The organism is Peribacillus frigoritolerans, from assembly GCF_001636405.1.
Taxonomy (GTDB): domain Bacteria; phylum Bacillota; class Bacilli; order Bacillales; family DSM-1321; genus Peribacillus; species Peribacillus frigoritolerans.
The window spans coordinates 3486028-3503815 of record NZ_KV440950.1; the positions used below are offsets into that span (position 1 = coordinate 3486028).

16 protein-coding genes are annotated in these 17788 nt (G+C 40.4%); 2 read left to right on the top strand and 14 right to left on the bottom strand.

Annotation, left to right across the window (positions count from 1 at the left end):
* Window positions 1–459 precede the first annotated feature (459 nt).
* Complete coding sequence (locus A6755_RS16625; protein WP_244889685.1) at window positions 460–1728, bottom strand: erythromycin esterase family protein; 1269 nt, start codon at window positions 1726–1728, stop codon at window positions 460–462.
* A gap of 29 nt (window positions 1729–1757) precedes the next feature.
* A complete protein-coding gene (locus tag A6755_RS16630) occupies window positions 1758–2111 on the bottom strand; it encodes a hypothetical protein (protein ID WP_134402216.1) in 354 nt (117 codons plus the stop codon).
* Window positions 2112–2416: 305 nt separating this feature from the next.
* On the opposite strand from A6755_RS16630, the gene A6755_RS16635 reads away from it, so the two are divergent.
* The gene (locus tag A6755_RS16635) at window positions 2417–2905 is read left to right on the top strand and encodes a divergent PAP2 family protein (protein ID WP_034312708.1); all 489 of its coding nucleotides are present in this window, start codon (window positions 2417–2419) and stop codon (window positions 2903–2905) included.
* A gap of 200 nt (window positions 2906–3105) precedes the next feature.
* Here the strand turns inward: A6755_RS16635 and A6755_RS16640 are convergent, their stop codons facing one another.
* From A6755_RS16640 to A6755_RS16695, 12 genes are all read right to left on the bottom strand, one after another.
* Window positions 3106–3813, bottom strand: a complete 708-nt coding sequence (locus tag A6755_RS16640) for a GntR family transcriptional regulator (protein WP_034312712.1) — start codon at window positions 3811–3813, stop codon at window positions 3106–3108.
* 250 nt (window positions 3814–4063) lie between these two features.
* Entirely contained in the window at window positions 4064–5116 is a 1053-nt protein-coding gene (locus tag A6755_RS16645) for a YeiH family protein (protein ID WP_063591372.1), read from the bottom strand.
* Window positions 5117–5147: 31 nt separating this feature from the next.
* A complete protein-coding gene (locus A6755_RS16650) occupies window positions 5148–5897 on the bottom strand; it encodes a PIG-L family deacetylase (RefSeq protein WP_063591373.1) in 750 nt (249 codons plus the stop codon).
* Window positions 5898–6049: 152 nt separating this feature from the next.
* Window positions 6050–7402 (bottom strand): aminotransferase, encoded by a 1353-nt coding sequence (locus tag A6755_RS16655; RefSeq protein ID WP_217349305.1) that lies wholly within the window; start codon window positions 7400–7402, stop codon window positions 6050–6052.
* A 144-nt stretch (window positions 7403–7546) separates the two neighbouring features.
* Entirely contained in the window at window positions 7547–9310 is a 1764-nt protein-coding gene (gene xsc / locus A6755_RS16660) for a sulfoacetaldehyde acetyltransferase (protein WP_063576547.1), read from the bottom strand.
* A gap of 175 nt (window positions 9311–9485) precedes the next feature.
* The gene (gene phnX, locus A6755_RS16665; RefSeq protein ID WP_063591374.1) at window positions 9486–10316 is read right to left on the bottom strand and encodes a phosphonoacetaldehyde hydrolase; all 831 of its coding nucleotides are present in this window, start codon (window positions 10314–10316) and stop codon (window positions 9486–9488) included.
* Between the two features lie 60 nt (window positions 10317–10376).
* Window positions 10377–10820: a hypothetical protein gene (locus A6755_RS16670; protein WP_134402153.1), complete on the bottom strand. Its 444-nt coding sequence runs from the start codon at window positions 10818–10820 to the stop codon at window positions 10377–10379.
* Window positions 10821–10987: 167 nt separating this feature from the next.
* The gene (locus A6755_RS16675) at window positions 10988–12400 is read right to left on the bottom strand and encodes an amino acid permease (RefSeq protein WP_034312733.1); all 1413 of its coding nucleotides are present in this window, start codon (window positions 12398–12400) and stop codon (window positions 10988–10990) included.
* Between the two features lie 368 nt (window positions 12401–12768).
* Window positions 12769–13401, bottom strand: a complete 633-nt coding sequence (locus A6755_RS16680) for a YitT family protein (RefSeq protein ID WP_063591376.1) — start codon at window positions 13399–13401, stop codon at window positions 12769–12771.
* Window positions 13402–13940: 539 nt separating this feature from the next.
* Complete coding sequence (gene tatC / locus A6755_RS16685) at window positions 13941–14642, bottom strand: twin-arginine translocase subunit TatC (protein WP_377307356.1); 702 nt, start codon at window positions 14640–14642, stop codon at window positions 13941–13943.
* Window positions 14643–14790: 148 nt separating this feature from the next.
* Window positions 14791–15003: a twin-arginine translocase TatA/TatE family subunit gene (locus A6755_RS16690; RefSeq protein ID WP_034312740.1), complete on the bottom strand. Its 213-nt coding sequence runs from the start codon at window positions 15001–15003 to the stop codon at window positions 14791–14793.
* Between the two features lie 70 nt (window positions 15004–15073).
* A complete protein-coding gene (locus A6755_RS16695; RefSeq protein ID WP_063591377.1) occupies window positions 15074–16816 on the bottom strand; it encodes an alkaline phosphatase D family protein in 1743 nt (580 codons plus the stop codon).
* Window positions 16817–17358: 542 nt separating this feature from the next.
* On the opposite strand from A6755_RS16695, the gene A6755_RS26180 reads away from it, so the two are divergent.
* Complete coding sequence (locus tag A6755_RS26180; RefSeq protein WP_082352106.1) at window positions 17359–17526, top strand: aspartyl-phosphate phosphatase Spo0E family protein; 168 nt, start codon at window positions 17359–17361, stop codon at window positions 17524–17526.
* The last annotated feature ends 262 nt before the right edge of the window (window positions 17527–17788 follow it).

Here is a 17788-nt window from a genome sequence, read left to right on the forward strand (position 1 = left end):
CCATTCTTATAGAATGGTTTCAGACTGTAGACAAAATCGGTGAAAATCAATTTTTTTAGGGGATTGTATAATTTGAACGTTGATTTCCACTCCAGGCACTCGCTTTCCGCGGGCGGTCCGGGAGCCTCCTCGGCGCCTTTGCGCCTGCGGGGTCTCCCCTGGACGCGCTTTTCCCGCAGGAGTCTCGAACACCCGCTCCAATCAACTTTGTTTTACTTTTAGAAAGAACCCTTTTGTCTAACTGAACCATTATTTATGAAATGGTTTTTAATTTAAAAATTAAATCGCTTTGCACGTAACGATTCATTAGATTTTCATTAATATCAGTTAAAAATAGAAATGATCAAACCAATAAATTTGGTTTCCGTCGCGATCATATCTCCAACATTGGGTAGCATTAAGAATAAGCACGAACAAAAAGACGAAGCCGTTTATAACATAAACGGCTTCGTCTTTTTATTACCGAACGGGTGCTTTTTCTTGAACGAGCGGGTGAAGGGCCTGGGTTTCATCAATATAAATAAAAGCATCATATCTATCTGACATTACAGAAGGTACATAGTTACCATATTGTTCATATTCCGGTCTGTATACAACCCCAATCGCCCGATGTCCAATCCTCCCTTGGAATAGCTGACGATTTTCATCAGTGAAAATGAGCAACTTATCATAAGCCCCCGAAAGGTGCATCGCCTCCTCCCAACTTCCCTTCATTGCCGGAGGTACTGTTTTTATTTCGAAATCCACGCCCCACTCCTCTGCTGCTATAACAGTTCCTCTGTAAGTTCCGAAACCTGTGATAAATACATCTTCAGTCGGGTTTTGCTCTCGAATGACCTGGCCGACATTTATCATCCCGGAATCTTTCATATCAGTAGCGCTGGCGTCACCAACATGGGTATTATGTTCCCATACAATCGCCTTGCCTTCAGAGCCGTAAAAATCCATAATTTCATTAAGTGCATCAACCATATGCATATCTCGAATATTCCATGATCTATCATCATGGACGACCATGGTCCTGTAATAATTTTCGGCATTGTATGCTACCAATGCATTTACTTGAAGATTCAAATTCAATTCTTCGTGATGGGGGTATTTTTCTTTTTTTCGTTGAATAGTCGTCAGTAATTTGGCTACTTCCTCTATACAGTCTTCCGAAAAAATACCTGCAGAAACTGCGTACTCCTCGTTATTCCGATTGAATGGCTCAAAACATGTGAACGCCTGTCTGGCAGCTTCGAGGTCAGTTGAATCAATTTGTTTTAAGTAACGGATAACTTCATCCATGGATTCCCAAAGACTGTAGATATCTATGCCATAAAATCCAACTTTCGTTTGATTTTGTCCAGACTCATTGTATTCTTTCATCCATTCAATCAGGTCGATCATTTCCTCGTTTGCCCACATCCAGGTCGGCCAGCGGTCAAAACTTTTTAGCACATCCTTTGCGGATTTAGTCACTAGGTCATAGCCTTTAACATACCTATTTATTGCCTGGCATGCGGGCCAATCGCCTTCAACGGCTACAAAGGTGAACCTTTTTTCTTGAATCAGCTTTTTTGTTATTTCAACTCGTGCCGTGTAAAATTCGGATGTCCCATGTGATGCCTCACCCAGCAAAACAAATTTTGCATTATTAACTTGTTGAATGAGCTTATCCCAATCTGCTTCACTTGTAAGCATGACTGATTGTTCGACTATTGACTGAACAAGATTATGTTTCACCGTTTTTCCTCCTTGTTATCTTACGAACATTATCGTTTGTACTCGGCATTATAAGAATTGGAACCTGCATGTACGGACAGTAAAGTATCAGCGTATCCCACTAGACGATTTATAAGTTCATCACAAATAGAGTAAACCAGCTGAAAATTTTCTTCCTCAAATAGAACAGGGTCATCCAGTATGACCGTTGTGTTAATGAACATATCTTTGTTTCCATATAGGTTGTAGTGAACTATAGCCTTTCCAGCAGCTCCCCCTGTACTAGGATCATTGAAGCCTGGTATGAATACGAACCATTCTTCCGCAGTAGCGGACCTGAAGTTTTTTGTGAAAGACATTCTCTCGGTTACCGTCATGATCTTCTTTAACTCTTTCGGATTCATATCCTTGATCTTGTTCATTCCATTGCCACCTTAAAACCATGTTAATTATCTTCCGTTATATATTTTCCTTAAGGTTCCCATCCTATAAATATTATTATGAAATAGTGACCTTTCCCGAAAAAAATAAGCCTGAACCCACCTCGGATATGATGCTTCAGCTGAACTCGGATAAAGCAAAAAGTGATATCATGATTCATTCATCATGAAACTGCTGCATATAAAAAATATTTTTGGGGTATCAAAAGAGGGAAGATAAATTCCCGGATTGGGTTGGGTTGGACTGGTCTGGAGTGGAGGAGTTGCTCATGGAAAAGATGAATCGGGGAATTTTAACGGCGCTGTCGGCTATTGGCATTGCGCAAGGGTTGAAAATTTTAACGCATTATAAGCTGACGGGAAAGTGGGATTCGAAGCAGGCTTTCACAACGGGCGGCATGCCCAGTTCGCACTCTGCGGGAGTGGCCGCCCTGGCAGCGTATGTGGCAGCGAATAAAGGATGGCTGCATACGGAAACATCGCTTGCGACAGTGTTTGGCGTGATTGTGATGTATGATGCTCAGGGCATTCGCCGCCATACAGGCGAAATCGCTAAGCTCGTGAATGATCTTGAAGATAATATGGCCAAATTTTCCGGAGAGTTTCCGAGCTTTGAGTATGTTGAGCGTGAGAAGGAACTGAATGAACTGCTCGGACATCAGCCTGTGGAAGTGGGAGCAGGCGCGTTGCTGGGAGTTGCCCTTGGGCTTATTTCGGCTAAATTGGAGGATGGCAAGCCCTCAAAACCGAACGGCTGAAACGGTGGGCAAGCCTTAATCCTTTAGCTCTTGAGGTAAGTACACAATTTGAATATAACAATAGGTTATTTTAAAACATGCCTATGTTATTAACATCGGCATACTCTCCAATAAAAATCGTATTATTGGATCCCGGTAGATTTGAAAATGACCTAAGCCTCTCTTCTTCTTAGAAAGGCTTAGATCACTTTATGTGGAATTCAATTCTTCCTGGACATTTTCATTGCGAATGAATACATATCCGATCTGAATAACCCTTTATAATATTCTACTAAGTTACCATCAGAATCAAAAATCATTCGTTCTGTAATCAGTAAGCACATCGTTTCGGCTATACCCAAATGTTCTGCATCTTCTTTTGTTGGAAAGCCGCAGGTTATGATTTGTTCCGCTTCACAAAAGTCAATGTTTAATTCACCTTCGAGTGCATCATACAATACGGTTGTACTTAAATCGAATTTCGTCAATTTTTTTCCTAGGTCCAAAGAATAATAATGCAATTCAATGGCTATTGGGACATCCCCCTGTAACCGCAGCCTTTTAATATGGTAAGATTCATCCTCAAACCCATTTGCATCAGCTATATTTTCAGGTGTCATTACACGGCCATGATCTAGTAGTTTAATCCCCATGCTTTTAGTGGTTTCCGTAAAACTTATCATCTTAAGCCATTCTTGCACAGGTTTAAGGGAGACGAACGTTCCCTTCCCATGTCTCTTTTCCAATATTCCCTCACGAACCAGGATGGAAACGGCTTCCCGTACAGTGCTCCTGCTGACAGAATACATATCCATCAGTTCCCTTTCACTCGGGATTTTGTCTTTATAATAACCTTCCAAAATCTGATTTTCCAATATGGTTTTCAATTGAGCATGTAAAGGGATTGGATTTTTAAAGTCTAGCTCCATAAAATTTCCTCCAAACAGAAAAAGACATCGTAATGTTCGTATCAGTTCTTATATTGTAAACCAAATAGTTATAATATTCAAACATGCCGGCATTCAATTTTTCCCTTAAATTAGGATTATGTTGAGTTTCCAGCGTTCAAATACCGTTTTTCTTCGAGTGAATAAAAAAAACCTGAATAGCTCTATGTATTCAGGGCTTATCCTATATGCAACCTTCATCACATTTCAGGCATATATGAAAGCTTATATATTAAATGATAAAGTACGAAATTATGGAAAGCAGCAAAGAGGTAATGGTCATGGCTAAAAGGGGACGCATGGCTTTTGTTCGCAGTGCCTGCAGGCTAACATTCAGTCCAAGACCGATCATGGCCATAGTCAATATAAATGTGGTCGCTTTGGAAATGCCATCCATTACGAGAGGTGAAACCGTAACATAACTTCCAAACACATAACTTCCTATTAGGCTCATGATTATAAAACCAACGAGGAACCATGGAAAATCAATTTTGGCATCATGCCCCATTTTCCCGGATGATCGCTTCTTCATCCAATACATAAAAATGAAACATAAAGGGATGAGTAAAAAGACACGTCCCAATTTGGCGAGGAGTGCAATCGCTAGCGCATCTTCACCAGCCGGTGCTCCTGCCAAAGCAACATGGGCGATTTCATGAAGACTGATCCCAGACCAGATTCCATAATCCAAAGCAGATATTGGAAGGATCGGACGTAAAAGTGTATAAACAATGGAGAAAAGAGTTCCCATTAAAGCGATTATCCCGACGCCTATGGCTGTATCCTCTTCCTTCGCTTTCACGATTGGAGATATTGCCGCGATGGCTGCTGCACCGCATATCCCGGTTCCTACAGCAAGAAGAAGGGAAATGGATGCATCTGCCTTAATCCACTTTGCAATCAGGACCATCACGACTATGGCGAATGTTACTGTCCCTATGTCACGTACCAATAATGGCAGTCCCTGATTGAAAATCACATCGATATTTAATTTCAACCCGTATAAAATAATGGCAAAACGCAAAAGTTTTTTTGCGGAAAATTCGATTCCCGTCCGGAATTTCTCTGGATATCCAGCAATTTGACGATATATCACGGCAATGATGATCGAGCATGCAAGTGGACCGATTCGATTGAATCCCGAAATCTTCGACAGCCCCAAGCCTAAGAGGGCAATGAAAAAGGTGAAAGCAATACCGCTCAGCCACAAAAGCACCTTATTTTGAAGTGGGTTTTGCTGTGCCTGAGGTGCTTCTTCCAGTGGCTCATATTTTTCTAATTCCATACATTCCTTCCCCCTTTCCAGATAAACTAAATCATCCCATCCTTTCAATCGTTTGAAAAAAATCGGTTTCTTCTAGATTAGGAAGAGAATTCCCTTTGATAAAATACTCGGATTCCTTTAAAAAAGGCAAGCTTGGATTTTGATTCGTCCACAATTCAGGAACCGCTAAAGTCTGGGATCGATGTGACCTTAAGGCACGGATCTTTTTCTTTAAAGTCCCTGCTATATTGACTTCTGTGACACTGCCCGGCCCGTTTTCCTTTAACCATTCATCATAAAAGGCATGCCAAAGGACAAAGTACAAACTATGAACCTTAATAGCTGGAAATAATGGATCTGGATAAAAATCGGGATCACCGGAGTTTAAGAAAGCAAATGCGGCAGCACGGCCAATCGCACAATGATCTGGATGCCCGCCGTATTTCTCATGGAATGTAACTAGTGCATCCGGTTGAACTTCACGAATCACCTTTACGATTCTCTCGGCCAATAAATCTAGGCTTTCAAATTCAATCGTTTTATCCCTTACGTTTAAAAATCGCAAATCACTGATCCCCAATTCTCCACAAGCTCTTTTTAACTCCTCCACCCTTAGTTCTGGCAATGCCTCCCTTGTTGTTACAATGGGATTTCCCATTCGTCTGCCCATTTCGCCTTTTGTCGCACATAGTAAAGTTATCTGAACACCTCGCTCAGACATATTAGCAATGGTTCCCCCACACAGGAATGACTCATCATCGGGATGTGCCAGAACCACCAATAGCCTTTGTTGTGATTGCATATTTCCTCCTGTTTTGGATTCCCCAGTTTTCCCACCCTGTTAGACTCAATATGAAAAAATGGACATGGATGTCAAATCGGCTAGACATATCATGCCCATCTTCATTTTTTTCTTCTATATAGATAGCACCCTAAAGCTAATCATCTTTTTGATTAGCATAATTCACATAAAACGGATTTAACCGTTTCTATGACAAAGCGTAAATCTTCAACGGTCGAAGATAAAGGCGGTGCAATGATGAGTACATTACCATATCCAGGAACCGTATCACCATTACGTCCGATGATAAGACCCTTTGCCTTGCAAGCCCCGATTATTTTACCCATGAACTCTTCGGAAACAGGCGTTTTTGTCTTTTTATCTTCCACTAATTCAATGCCATATAAAAACCCAACTCCCCGAACCTCCCCTACTTTATCCAGGGCTGTCAATTCAAAGAGCGCGCTTAGTGTCGATTCACTAAGTTCAGATACTCGTTGAACGATGTTTTCATTTTCCAAGACTTCAATGTTCTTTAGCGCAACTGCGCAAGATGCAGGGTGGCCTCCATATGTTGACACATGCCTGAAATGATTTAAATTTCCGTTGTCTTTGAACTTCTCATAAATCCTGGAATTCACTGCCGTTGCCCCAAGTGGAAGATAACCGCTGGTCAACCCCTTTGCCATCGTAACAATATCCGGTTGAACCCCATCTGAGTGCATGAACCCAAACATTTTTCCGGTTCTTCCAAAACCTGAAACCACTTCATCCACAATTAATAGAACATCATGCTTTTTACAGATTTCCGAAACCCTCGTTAAGTATTCTTTTGAAGGAATAAGGACACCGCCACCAGAGATGAATGGTTCAAGGATAACGCCCGCTACCGTTTCAGCTCCTTCAAAGTTAATGACCTGATCGATATATTCAGCTGCAAGCAAATCGGAGTTTTCAACGTTTTCCCCAAACGGGCTTCGATAACTGTACGGCGGTGGAACATGCAGGAAACCTGGAACCGCCGGATCATATTTCACTCTCCGATTAGCCTGTGCAGTTGCGCTTAGCGCGCCAAAAGTATTGCCATGATAAGCTCTATACCTTGAGATGAACTTGTATTTACCCTGATTTCCATTTTGTGAATGATATTGCCTGGCTATTTTAAAAGCTGTCTCATTCGCCTCAGAGCCGCTGTTCGTAAAAAAAGTTGTATAAGGGCCCTTTAAATGTTCACTTATTTTTGCAGATAATTCGATTGCCGGCTTATGACTTAATGTTAAAGGAAAGTAAGATAAATTAATCATTTGTTCATATGCTGCCTGGGCAATCTCTTTTCGTCCGTGACCAAGGTTAAGGCACCATAATCCTGAGACACCATCTAAATATTTATCCCCTTTAGTATCAGTGAACCATGAGCCGGATCCTTCTGTAGCCATCATGGGAGCATCCTTCTCATTATAGCGATGCATCGCATGCCATAAATGGTCTTTATCCATTTGAACAAGGTCTTTCGTTTCAGTTTCCATCTTCACTTTTGAAACCCCCTTATTTTTCATTGAATGCAACTAAGTTAAGTTCCCATGCTGTTACAGACCCTTTAATGCGAATTGGTGATGGTGCGATGACCCAAATCGTTAATCAAGTCATCGCAGCTGCCCTATCACCTTTTTTTATTTATCCCAGTTTTTATGATCTAAATGAGAATATTTTTCTAATAATCTAGTAGGCATTTTTAATGCATCTTTTCTAAATGGCGGAGCCAATTGTGTTCCATCCACTTGTATATCAATGACAGTCGGTTTGTTTGATTTTATTGCTTTTTCAATGACAGCGCCTAACTCGTCTGCTTTTTCCACCCTAATGCCTACAGCACCCATTGATCGGGCAACTTCTGCAAAATCAGGATTTTGGATATCCGCGCCTACAAAACGGTTATTATAAAAATCGACCTGATTCTTTTTCTCTGCGCACCATGCATTATTATTGAAGACACATGCTATGACCGGTATGTTTTCTTCCACGGCCGTGCTCACTTCATGTAAGCTCATGCCCCACGCGCCATCTCCAACAATGGCTATAACAGGCGTATTCGGCTCAGCTAATTTGGCACCTAGTGCGGATGGGTAAGCAAATCCAGTATTCCCGAATGTAAGCGCAGCGATATGCCTGCGTCCCTGATTGAATTTCAAGTAAGCGTTTGCAGTTGAAGATACATTACCGATATCTGTAGTAACGATGGCATTTTCAGGCAACACTTTTGTCAATTCCAATAGGGCCCGACGCGGATTGATCGGGGTTCCATCGATCATCGCAAGATTCACCAATTCTTCTTCCCATTTTTGTTTTTCATTCGTAACTTCTACTATCCGCTCTTTTTCTTGTTTTAGGTTTGGTTTATCAGCCTTCAACCGTTTCAAGATTTCACGACTCGCTTCGCGGGCATCTCCGATGATCCCCACTTCCACAGGGTGCGTCCTCGCTATTTGCCTTGGGTTAATATCAATTTGGATGATTTGCGCATCTTTCGGGAAATAATCAATGTCATAGCATGGTAACGTTCCAAATACCGATAATCTTGTGCCTACCGCCAATATGACGTCCGCTTTCTTAAGTGTATTCATCGCAGCCTTTGAACCCATGTAACCGATTGGGCCGACTGACAATGGATGATCAGCAGGAAAAGCATCATTATGCATATATGAGACAGCTACCGGAGCCGTTAAATATTCTGCCATATTCTTAATTTCCTCAATGCCATCTGAATCAACCGTTCCCCTACCGGAAATGATCACCGGATACTTCGCCTCGGCTAAAATTTCTGCCGCTCTATCCAAGGATTCAGAAGACCCGCAGCCCCTTTCATCCACGCGATATTGATGTGGTTGAAGTATTTGATCTTCCACTTCACCATAGAAGTAATCACGAGGGATATCGAATAAAACCGGTCCCCTCTCGGCATAGGCAATCCGAAACGCTGTCCTTAGGCAATCAGCGACCCGGCCTGGGTGTGTCACTCTAACCGTTTCTTTCGTGATTGCCTTGAAGATGGAAACCTGATCGCATTCCTGAAAACCATCCCATCCAACTGTTGGTGTACCAGCTGAAGGTGATATGACCACCATTGGAGTATGAGCTTGATTGGCCGCTGCGACAGAGGTGACCATATTCGTCATTCCAGGTCCGTTTTGCCCGATGACAACTCCAGCAACACCAGAGACACGACAATAAGCATCTTCCATATGTGCTGCACTTTGTTCATGGCGGACACCAATGAAACGAATGCCTGCAGTTGGCAATAAATCAAGCATATCCATGAAAGCAGATCCCAAAATTCCCGAGATATGTTTAACTCCCTCGGCCACTAATGTCTCAACGATGGCTTCACTTGGTGTCATTTTTACTTTAGTACCTCTTAACATTTTTGTTTCGACCATAGCACATTCTCCTTAATTAAAATTTATTTCTGATAATGACGTTGCGACGTCCGTACCAGTTATAAGATGTATAATACTACCATTATGCGTAACAGTCAATAAATAATTTGAATATTTCGAATTAATTTAAAATCTCTGTCCAGCATAGGCACTAACACATGTATTTGACTCTTTTTTAACCAATAAATATATCCTTTTTTTCAGTCAATCTGTAGTTGATTCTATCGATGATCTCCAATAAATCACCTATTTCATCAATTACGAAATCGGCACCTGCATTCAAAAAACGGTTTTCTGCATGCTTCATCCGTTTTTGCAGATCATAAGGGTCCATTTCACTGATTTCTGCTTCTGAAAGTCCGATTTCACTGCCGCCTTTCAATACGGCAACAGTCCACATTCCCGCAGAAATTCCTTCTTTGATATCACTGATCGTATCACCCACTTTAACGATTTTGCTGAGTGGATACACTTGGAGATTCATCGCCGTCTTAAAGCACATCCAAGGAGCAGGCCTACCTGTAGGCACATCGGTGGACGCAACGATGGAATCGGGTTGATAGCCCCATTTTTCCGCCTCTTCTTTAACAACATCAATCATTTCACGAGTATACCCCGTTGTCGAACCGATTTTTATTCCTTGCTGCCTTAAACGGCTGACTAATTCAATTACGCCGGGTATTGGCTTGGCGTTATCCTTTAGAACCTTAAAAAGCAAAGCCTCAAAGTTCTTATATAATGAATTTAAATCTCTTTCGTCCGGTTCTTTCCCGAATTTAGCACTCCATAAATTAGAGATTCGTTTCATTTTCAAGAGTTCCATAATATGATCCATTTTCAATAAACCCATAGGTTCCCTTGCTTCCTTAACGGTAATATCTATCCCCCTTATCCTGAATATCTCGACAAATGCTTGGACCGGTGCAAAACAACCATAATCCACCGTCGTTCCTGCCCAATCGAATATCACTGCTTGAACCTCTTTGCATTCATTTGCCCTTTCCATTGCTCCCCTCCTCATCTTACCTCCTCCAAAATCACTGCTAAACCAGGTAATAAAGAGAATTCAATTAACTTCTTCCAAAAATAACTGTAAATCTTCCTTTGTAGCTTTAGAGAGTCGTTTAATCTTTTCAAGGTCCTTTTCCGGATTCCCTGACTCCCCAATTAATGGGTAAAGGTTTTTCTCAATCCTTTCATACCAATCCGGGTATTCATCTTCCACTTGCTTTTCTATCGAATCCCAAACAGAACTCATTTCTTTTCCCATTTCTTGAATTCTCTCTGGATCCGCTTCCGCACTTAATTCTGTTTCCATTCCTTTAATGGATTGAATCACATCGCCGACACCTTTTTTAATGACCTCCGCATTTTGGGTTTCACCCGGATTTTCATTCATGACTGGGCTTTTTTCTTGTTGAGCCTCGTCCGGTTCAGCTGAATTGCCGCAGCCTGACAGCAATATGGCTCCAAGGACAACTCCACTGGTTATTACACGTAAACCATTCAACATAACCCCTCCTTCATGATTTAAAAGACAGATGGCACCAAGCACTTATTGGCACAATTCTCTTTTTCTATTGGAATCATATTCTAGCTGATTAGTGAATTGAAGAATTTTGTCTGAGGAATTCCATAGAAGTAACCTTAAATTAAACCAATGGTGTAGAGCCAAAGCTATAACTTTTCAGAATTAGGGGAACCAGAGGCAATATTTAATTCATTCTCCAAATACTTCGCTTTTTTTCGCCGAATGAAAAAGAATGAACAAATAACGATCAAGCTAAATAGCATGGTAAAGATGAACTGCGGACGCTGCGAATCGATAAAAGCCATTAATATTAACACTGAAATCATGGAAATGATGGTTGCATAAGTCAAATACGGGAATAACCACATCTTGATCTTAAATATTCCAGGATTCTCTTTCTCCATTCTCTTCCTTAATCGGAGATGGGAAACCGCAATGGCCAGATAAACAAGAATTCCAACCCCGCCCGAGGAGTTCACTAAAAAGAAAAAGATTTTATCAGGTGAAACATAACTGAAAATGGTGCTGATAAAGGCGAATATAGTAGAGCCGACTACAGCAAATATAGGGACACCGTTCTTGCTCACTTTAGAAAATAGCTTTGGGGCGTCACCCTTTTGTGCAAGTGAAAATAACATGCGTGAACTCGTATATAATCCCGAATTCAAACAAGATAGCAATGCAATGAGAATCACTATATTCATGATCAGGGCAGCAGAAGGGATTCCCAGCATTTCAAGTACGGCGACAAATGGACTTTTCAGCAAAGAAGCCGAATTCCAAGGTAATAGCGTCACCAGTATGGCGATGGACCCGATATAGAAAATCAGGATTCTCCAAACCACACTATTCAATGCACTTCTAACTGATTTAACCGGATCACTGGTTTCACCCGCGGCAATCGCTGGAATCTCCACTCCAACAAATGCATGAAAAACGATTGCAACACCAACAAGCACAGAACTTAGACCATTTGGAATAAACCCGCCAAAGTTTAAAAGATTGGAAGTGCCAGGTGGTTTTATCGTTGGGATAAACCCTAATATCACGGCCACCCCCAGGCACAAGAATAGTATGATACTGATTATTTTAATGATTGAAAACCAGTATTCGAACTCACCAAACGATTTCACGGAAAAAATATTCGTCATTTTCAATAGGATGATCAATGATAGACTTATGACCCAGACGGGAACGGAAGGGAGCCAGCTGTGAATGATTGCTGCTCCAGCCGTTGCTTCCAAAGCAATTACGATAACCCAAAAGAACCAATATAACCAACCTGTTGTAAAACCGGCCCATTCACCTATCCCTTCTCTTGCATAAACCGCAAAAGATCCAGTATTAGGATTCACTGTGGCCATTTCCCCAAGCATCCTCATGACTAAAACAACGATTAAGCCTGCCAAAACATATGATAATATCGCCCCGGGGCCCGTTTGACCAATAATGATACCGCTTCCTACGAATAAACCAGCGCCTATGACACCACTCAAAGATATCATCGTTAAATGTCTTTGTTTCAGACCTGGTTTCAGTTCTTCCTGTTGATGTTTCATACCCTCCACCAACTTTCAATAATTTGGGGAATCAACTAAGATAATCGCTACTTGAATGTAAAGCAGGCTTTTCAGCTGCCTGTCCTTTACACTTTCACAAAGATAGTGGGAACTGGAAACATGGCATTTTCAAACAACACAGGGTATGACGCTATGAACTTAAGATTCTATATCACTAGTCCTCCTTCCTTAAGTCTATTTTGAAAAACGAAGCGAATCTAACATCACTACGTCATGATGTTAGTACCACTTTCTATGTGTATAATACACTCTGATTTTTTTAAAGTCAATTTAAAAATCAGAATATTTAGATAACAAAACGAACATTTTCATATAAAAAACGATGTCCATTAAGTCTGCAATTTTAGTTATTTTACTTCATTTACCTTTGGTTTTTCATCCAATACACTTTCCGTAGCTGACGTTACTGCCTTCTGCTTCCTATCCAGCATTTTCTTTAAAAAATATGAAAAAAGCAATGTAAAAGCAATTCCCTTAACAATCGATGCATAACCATAAACCAGAAGTCCCAATATCAGTACGATAAGATTAATAATCCTTATTGTCACAGCAATATCTATTTTTTCATTTTTGTGATGTAATATTAAGGCGATCACGTCAAAGCCAACAGTGGAGGCATTTGCAGTTATACATAAATAATATCCTATCGCTATCAAAATCGACGAAATGAAAATCACTAAAACGATATTCATATCAAAATGAATGTTCAATGAATAAAAAAAATTAAAAAAAACCATATAGCTAAGGGAACTTACGATCGACTTAAAAAAGTACTCTTTCCCTAGAAACACTAAACAAATGATTAACAGTATTCCTGTAACCAAATTGGCGAGCATGGCAATGTTATAGCCCAATAATGCATTCAATAATAATGCCGAGCTAGTTACCCCGCCATTGATGATTTCATTGGGAACGATTAAATAAGCATAGGCAAAGGTCATGGAAATGTTTCCTGCGATAATTTTCAATAAATCCTTCATACATTCTCACCATCCTGTTCGATATTTTGATAATGCTCCCCCCTAAATATATATTTATACTTGAACGATAATAAGATTCGAACCTTTCACCTTTCGATATTTTGGAATGTTATTACAAAGAATGCATTTTTCTGTTCAAGTGATTACAATTATTCGCTAACCAGAATCCTCTCTCCTTCTAAATAAAAAAAATAAAATATCCCCCTTAAAACTTGAAGATGTTCATGGTCTATTTCATAATCATTTAGACATTGCAGAGTTTCTATTCAACTTATGTAACTTGTGATTAGTTGACAAAAACTTTGATTTAAATAATTTAAATTCCATAGGGTTGGACAAATGTAAGGCTTTTACAGGTTAAAACTTCTTCCCCTTACATAATCATATTGGTTAGAATGCAAATGCAAAAGCATACCCCCTAACCATTCCCAAAAAGTATTATCCCACAATAAAAAGCTGAGGGGGCCCCCTCAACTTTTTATTGTTCCATTAATTATTTCCCAAGAAATGTTACTTTCAATAGGCTGTGATTATCCTTTTCATGTCACGGATAATGCTGACTCATCTTTCATAAGCCTTTTACGATAAACCATATTGGACAGCTGTACACTCACTTCATAAAGCACAAGTAAAGGGACGATAACCAAAATGTCCGAAATTATATCTGGAGGCGTAATCAGGATCGAGATGATGACCAGGACGAAATAAGAAATCTTGCGAGACTTTTTTAACACTGCTGGATTGATGATGCCTAATCTGGTCAGGAACATGACCACTAGCGGCATCTCGAATAAAATGCCGAAAGGTAAGATCAAATTAATCATGAAACGAAAATACTTTTCCGCAGTGAACATCATCTCGAACTGCCCGGCCGATAGGGAAGTTAGGAAACCCAGCACTATTGGAAACAACACAAAATATCCAAATGAGATACCTGTGATGAATAGAATGAACAGTCCGGGTATGAAGCGAAATGTAACCCTTCTCTCTTCCGGTTTCAAAGCTGGAGCCACAAATCGCCATAACTGATAGGCTGTAAGCGGAATCGTTGCAGCTATTGCGCAAACCCCAGCAATAATCATATATACCCATAGGACCTCACTCGGCCCGAGCACGGCAAGCTTTCCTTCCAAATCTTTAATAAGTAAATTATAAATATCCTGTACGAATATGAAGCTCATTATGAAAAAAGCCACAAAGCCTATCAGTGTTTTAATGATTCTGCTTCGGAGTTCCTCCATATGCTCAATAACGTGTAAATCCTTACTCTCCACTTTCACTCCCCCTTTTTAGACATATTATTTGCCCTTTTGCAAATAGCGCTTCCCCTCTAACCCTTCTCATGAAAAGAAGCAGGCGAGTCTTTCCGCCCGCTCTATCTCATTTACATCATCCCTCTTTTTTAACAGCTCTTAATGCAGCTTTATTCTCATTTTCTTCTTCTTTTTCTGTATCATTCACCAATCCTTTGGTTGCACTTTTGAATTCGGATAATGTCCGGCCAAATGCACGGCCTATTTCCGGCAGTTTGGACGGTCCAAAAATAATCAGTGCAATCACAAGGACAATCACCAAACCGGGTATTCCTATATTTGAAAGCATTCTTACTCACTCCTCTGTTCTTCTCATTTTTCTTCGCTACATTCCTGTCAAGCATTTTAAGGATTCCCTATCAATTAGTCACTTTTCCCTGACTTTTCATTCTTTGTTTTTCATGTGCGCGATTATGGGCACGTGTCCGATCCTCCTCGACTTCGTTCGTTTTTTGTGCACCTTCCATAACCGCTGCTGATGCAACCTTTCGCAGCCCTGTTTGATCCTTATCAAAAACAAAGGATGCTCTTGTCGATATATCCGCACCTGGTTCTGTCACGAATGGGACTACACGGTAATCCGCCTTCCATTGTTCTGGTGTTACTTTGCACCGGACATATCCCCTGTAATCATTAAAGAACTTTATATGCGGATTCTGACTTAGTATTTTATCCGTGTCCGCACGCTTATCCGCACCATTTCCGCCAGATGTGATCGAAGTGCCGACAAACTCCACACCGAAAATCTTTGAATTTGGATCATCGAAATCCGCCTTTAAATTGGCGGCCCAACTTGCATGTACATCACCAGTCAATACGACCAGATTTTCCAGATTGTTGCTTTTGATTACATCAATTAAGCGATCGCGTGCTGCCGGGTAACCATCCCAGGAATCCATGCTGAATTTTGGGGCGGTTGGTGTTCCATAATTCCGTTGTGCAAAGAAAATCTGCTGTGGCAGAACATTCCACTTCGTTTTTGATTTTGATAGATTGTCAGTTAGCCATTGTTCCTGCTCTGGACCTAGTAATGTCCGTTTCGGATCAAGTGACTCAGGCGTTTGCGGTGAACTTCCATCACCGTTTGCCTGATCATCCCGGTATTGACGTGAATCCAATACAAAGAAAGAGGCCAGGTCGCCATATGTGAAATTTCGGTATAACCTCATATCCGCTCCCTTAGGCAAAGATGATTTACGAAGGGGCATGTGCTCATAGTAAGCCTGATAAGCGGCGGCCCTTCTCTTGATGAAAGCTTCTACCGATTGTCCTTTTTCCGGGATGACATTTGCATAATTGTTTTCAACTTCATGATCATCCCAAGTCACGACCCATGGGAAAGCTGCATGTGCCGCTTTTAAATGGGTATCAGAGCGATATTGTGCGTATCTATTCCGATAATCTTCAAGTGTAATGATCTCTGGTCCACTATGTACACGGACATTACCTGTAGAAGAAACATATTCATTTGGTCCATATTCATATATATAATCGCCAAGGTGGAAGACAATATCCAGATCTTCCTTTGCCAAATGTTTATAGGCCGTATAATAACCATGCTCAAATTGCTGGCATGAAACAAACGCGAATGACAAGCTCGAAACACTTGAACCTATTGGCGGAAGTGTTTTCGTTTTCCCAGTCTGACTTACTTCCCCGCCGCTTTTAAAACGGTAAAAATAGACTTTATCAGGTTTTAACCCGCTTACTTCCACATGTACGGAGTGGCCAAGTTCAGGCCTGGCTATTTCCTTGCCTTGCTGGACAATCTTTCTGAAATTCTCGTCGTTTGCCACTTCCCATTTAACCGAAATGGCTTCTTTTGGCATTCCTCCTCCATTCAACGGATCCGGTGCCAACCTTGTCCATAAAACGACACTGTCCGAGAGCGGATCTCCTGAAGCTACACCGAGAGTAAATGGATAATCACTGAATTTCGGGGCAGCATTCACTTCAATCCCGCCCATTGATTGGGCAAGAGCAAGACCTAATGAAAGTCCGGCAAGCTTACTCGCTCCCTGGATAAAATTTCGGCGGTCCATATTCTTACCTAATTCGCTCCAATTCTTAATTAAATCATCCATTGCTCTTTCATTATTCATTGATCTTTCCCTCCTATTATTTGAATCTGGTTCAAGTATAGAAGGCCATTTTTAAAGGGGTATGAAGATGTGTAAATCAATAAATCAATAAATTAGGAATTTTTAGGCAGGTCTTATGATACCCATTGAATACAAAAAGAGTTTTGATTCACTCATGCATTTACATAGCCCTACAAACTTTTACATATAACGACAGTCTTTCAGCCTAGTTCTCTTAACGAATCATTTATTTAATCGTTACAAATAACTTCCATGGGCTATTTTTACAATAAACCTTTAAAACTATAAAAGCTTAAAGAAGCCAGCGAAATAATGGAATAAAAGAAATATCGCCATCACTTGGTTGGATCCCTCCGCAGTAAGGAAACCTTGATTCAAAGGAAGGTTTAGAAATCATCATGGTTTTCTGAAATCGGACTAATAATACTTCAGCAATAATTTTATAAGTGAATACTCACTTTTGGTTTAAAAACATCCTAATTTATGTAATAATAGTTTCATAACAAAAAAAGAAAGCACTTGAGGATTCGGCATTGGAGAGTATGGAAGCATTATTTGAAAAAATTGAGATATTGAGGAAAGAACTAATAACCACCGGATTGATTTACGGATTTACTGCCCCAAAAACATTACATAAAAGCCAGGAACTAGATGAACTGTTGAATTTACTTACAAATGAAAAAGAACCAAATGATTTAGAATATGTCTAAAAAGCGGAATGAAGATTGATTGATTTTTCTACTAATACTTCATGGAATCATCACTATGTAGATCATGCTACTCTTACCTCTTATATTTTTCTTGGACTCGTGGTCTAATTTTCATGTAATATCCGCTAGATCATTAGCTAATTGTGAACATCATCACTCTTCCTAATTAAAAAGCATCCAAAATGAATGGATGCTTCAGACTGTAGACAAACTCGATGAAAATCGAATTTGTCTACAATTTTTTTGCTTGTACAAATTTGGA

Coding starts and splice junctions, on each gene's coding strand:
- A6755_RS16630 (WP_134402216.1), bottom strand. CDS start 2,111: ATGAATCCGAAAGAGTTAAAGAAGATCATGACGGTAACCGAGAGAATG.
- A6755_RS16635 (WP_034312708.1), top strand. CDS start 2,417: ATGGAAAAGATGAATCGGGGAATTTTAACGGCGCTGTCGGCTATTGGC.
- A6755_RS16640 (WP_034312712.1), bottom strand. CDS start 3,813: ATGGAGCTAGACTTTAAAAATCCAATCCCTTTACATGCTCAATTGAAA.
- A6755_RS16645 (WP_063591372.1), bottom strand. CDS start 5,116: ATGGAATTAGAAAAATATGAGCCACTGGAAGAAGCACCTCAGGCACAG.
- A6755_RS16650 (WP_063591373.1), bottom strand. CDS start 5,897: ATGCAATCACAACAAAGGCTATTGGTGGTTCTGGCACATCCCGATGAT.
- A6755_RS16655 (WP_217349305.1), bottom strand. CDS start 7,402: ATGGAAACTGAAACGAAAGACCTTGTTCAAATGGATAAAGACCATTTA.
- xsc (WP_063576547.1), bottom strand. CDS start 9,310: ATGGTCGAAACAAAAATGTTAAGAGGTACTAAAGTAAAAATGACACCA.
- phnX (WP_063591374.1), bottom strand. CDS start 10,316: ATGGAAAGGGCAAATGAATGCAAAGAGGTTCAAGCAGTGATATTCGAT.
- A6755_RS16675 (WP_034312733.1), bottom strand. CDS start 12,400: ATGAAACATCAACAGGAAGAACTGAAACCAGGTCTGAAACAAAGACAT.
- A6755_RS16680 (WP_063591376.1), bottom strand. CDS start 13,401: ATGAAGGATTTATTGAAAATTATCGCAGGAAACATTTCCATGACCTTT.
- tatC (WP_377307356.1), bottom strand. CDS start 14,642: ATGGAGGAACTCCGAAGCAGAATCATTAAAACACTGATAGGCTTTGTG.
- A6755_RS16690 (WP_034312740.1), bottom strand. CDS start 15,003: ATGCTTTCAAATATAGGAATACCCGGTTTGGTGATTGTCCTTGTGATT.
- A6755_RS16695 (WP_063591377.1), bottom strand. CDS start 16,816: ATGAATAATGAAAGAGCAATGGATGATTTAATTAAGAATTGGAGCGAA.
- A6755_RS26180 (WP_082352106.1), top strand. CDS start 17,359: ATGGAAGCATTATTTGAAAAAATTGAGATATTGAGGAAAGAACTAATA.